The 2,919-nt window shown below is 64.4% G+C and carries 3 protein-coding genes; 1 reads left to right on the top strand and 2 read right to left on the bottom strand.

Translation table 11 applies throughout. The annotated features are described in order from the left end of the window. Positions 1-927 (bottom strand): hypothetical protein (locus tag I71_RS31475; protein ID WP_244434173.1); only part of this gene is annotated, 927 nt, incomplete at its 3' end. Positions 928-1,093: 166 nt separating this feature from the next. Then, the gene (gene fabI, locus I71_RS31470; protein ID WP_042703613.1) at positions 1,094-1,942 is read right to left on the bottom strand and encodes an enoyl-ACP reductase FabI; all 849 of its coding nucleotides are present in this window, start codon (positions 1,940-1,942) and stop codon (positions 1,094-1,096) included. Between the two features lie 118 nt (positions 1,943-2,060). On the opposite strand from fabI, the gene I71_RS31465 reads away from it, so the two are divergent. Beyond that, a partial coding sequence (locus tag I71_RS31465; RefSeq protein ID WP_244434172.1) for a YihY family inner membrane protein occupies positions 2,061-2,919 on the top strand: 859 nt, incomplete at its 3' end.

Raw genomic sequence — 2,919 nt, 5'->3', positions numbered from 1 at the left:
CGGCCTGAAGCTGCTGAAGGAGGTCTCGTAGTCCGACAGGATGGTGCGGATGTCGAGCAGCGTCGTTTCCAGCAGCTTGCCCACCTTCTCGATGTGCATCAGCAGCTGGGTCTCGTAGGGCTTGTGCATGCGGATGTCGACCGGGATGCACTCGCGCGACTTCAGCCAGGTCAGGATGGTGCGGGCGCGCGGGGCGATGCGGCGGAGCTGGTACTCGTAGAAGGTGGTGCCCTTCCACGCGCTGAAGATGGTGTCGGCCTCCGACCGCTCGATGCCGAAGGCGGAGACGAACAGGCCGGCCTCTTCCAGATTGGGATTCCAGATCGCTTCCAGGAAGCGCTCGATGCTCTGGGCGCTGCCCTGGCTGCCGGACAGCGCCTTGCGGACGATCGGCTCGATGCGGGCGCGGATCAGGCGGCGGAGCTGGTGGTCCTCCTCGTTGGAGATCAGCCAGTGCCGCGGATCGACGTTGATCTTCTCCGCCTCGAAACAGGTTTTCAGCAGGAAGGCATCGAGCGACGGCACGTCGTCGATCATCGACAGCATCTTCATGTCGCCGATGATGCCGTTTTCCTGCGGTCCGTGCTTGATGCCGAACTGTTCTTCCAGGAGCGATTCGGCGTTGCGGCCACGCAGATAGATGGCGATGCCGCCGGCTTCCGGCGCACGGGCGTTGTGCGGCACATAGATGCCGGTCTCGACCGGGCGCTCGCCGCCTTCCAGCTCCTCGTCCTCGGCGATGGGATCGCCGCCATCGTCGTCGCGGTCGTCGAAGTTCGGGTACTTGAACAGGATGCAGTTGTTCAGGCCCTGTGCCTTGAACATGCGCTGCTCTTCGGGGATCTCGCGCGTGATGGCGATGAGATTCATCGACACGCTGGACCCGCCATAAAGGATCTGCTCAAGGATCGGTGAAACCGAGTCCATTTTCTTGCGAGCGCGCATGAATATTACCCAAATCCGAGAATATTGCTCAAATCATAAACGCCGATTTCGCAAACGCAAAGAGGGATCGGCGAACCGATCCCTCCCGTCGTCATGCGAATGATGGCATTGCCGGCCATCCAGCCGACGGCGTCCGCCCGACAGGCCGTCAACCGGCCTTCGGCGCGCCGCCCAGCGAGCCGAGCAGGCTGGCGACCTCGGCCGCCTCGTCCACCGCGACCATGCCGACGGTGTGATAGCCGCTGTCGACATGCATCACCTCGCCGGTGACGCCGCTGCCGAGATCCGACATCAGGAACAGGCCGGCGCCGCCGACCTCCTGGATGGTGACGTTGCGCTTCAGCGGGGCGTTCAGTTCGTTCCACTTCAGGATATAGCGGAAGTCGCCGATGCCGCTGGCAGCCAGCGTCTTGATCGGGCCGGCGGAGATGGCGTTGACACGGATGTTGCGGCCCCCCAGATCGACGGCGAGGTAGCGCACGCTGGCCTCCAGCGCGGCCTTGGCGACGCCCATCACATTGTAATGGGGCATGACGCGCTCGGCGCCATAGTAGGATAGAGTGAGCAGGCTGCCGCCATCCTTCATCAGCGGCACGGCGCGCTGCGCCACCGCGGTGAAGGAGTAGCAGGAGATGTCCATGGTGCGCAGGAAGTTGGCCCGCGTCGTGTCCAGATACAGCCCGTCCAGCTCGTTCTTGTCGGAAAAGGCGATGGCATGAACCACGAAGTCCAGCCCGCCCCAGTCCTGTTCGATGGCGGCGAAGGTCGCGTCGATGCTGGCCTCGTCCGTCACGTCGCAGGGCAGGACGAGCTTGGCGCCGACCTGCTCGGCCAGTGGCTTCACCCGCTTCAGCAGCGCATCGCCCTGATAGGTGAAGGCAAGCTCCGCCCCGTGCTGGGCCAGGGTGGAGGCGATCCCCCAGGCGATCGAACGATCGTTGGCCACGCCCATGATCAGGCCACGCTTGCCGGCCATGAGCGGCATCGGATTGGACATCGGAACCTCGTGAACGACGGATGTAGCGCGGCTCCAGCCGCGAAAAGTGCCGCGCATCCTACACGAAAGCGCCCGACGGTCAAACCGACGCGGGCTGTCTTGCCGCAGGAGGCTTTGCATGGCTCACCCTAAGGACAGTGCCGGCCGCGAGGAGGAGGAGCGCAGCCGCATCCTGACCGGCCTGCGGGAGCTTGGCGGCTTCTTCGGCCATTCCATGCTGCGCTTCTACAACGACAACTGCTTCCAGACCGCCGCGGCGCTGACCTATACCTCGCTGCTGGCCATCGTGCCGATGATGACCATCGGCTTCGCCATCTTCTCCGCCTTCCCGGCCTTCAGCGCCCTTCAGCTGCGGATCCAGACCGCGCTGGTCAAGAATCTGGTGCCGGAGATCGGCGACGCCATCCTGGAATATCTCGGGCGCTTCATGGCGAATGCCGGGCAGATGCCGATCTTCGGGGTGATCGGATTGGCGGTGTCGGCGGTGCTGCTGATCTGGACCATCGAGGGATCCTTCGCCACTGTCTGGCGGGTGCGGGAGCCGCGCTCCTACGTCACGCGCATCCTCTCCTTCTGGGCGGTGGTGTCGCTGACTCCGTTGTTCGCCGGCGCCAGCCTGTCGCTGTCCAGCACGCTGTGGACCGCGCTCGAAGTTGCGCATCTGGAAGGCGTGGTCCATCCGCTGGCGGGCATCGGCATGCTGCTGCCGTTCGGGCTGCAACTGGTCGGCTGCTCTTTGCTGTATCTGGTGATCCCGAACCGCGAGGTGTTCTGGATGGACGCCCTGTGCGGCGGTGCCATCGGCTCGATCCTGCTGGAAGGGTCGAAGGCGATCTTCGGCTGGTACATGCGCGAATATCCGGCCTACCAGACCATCTACGGGGCCTTGTCGGTGGTGCCGATCTTCCTGTTCTGGCTCTACATCGCCTGGTCGACGGTGCTTTCGGCGCGGTGTCGCCGCGTCGCGCCGGAAGGCG

The organism is Azospirillum sp. B506 (assembly GCF_000333595.1).
Classification (GTDB): Bacteria; Pseudomonadota; Alphaproteobacteria; order Azospirillales; family Azospirillaceae; genus Azospirillum.
The sequence above is the reverse complement of the archived record's forward strand: the minus strand, read 5'-3'. Positions and strand labels throughout refer to the sequence as shown.

Excerpts from the sequence above, each read along its gene's own strand:
- fabI (WP_042703613.1), bottom strand. The coding sequence starts at position 1,942 with ATGTCCAATCCGATGCCGCTCATGGCCGGCAAGCGTGGCCTGATCATG.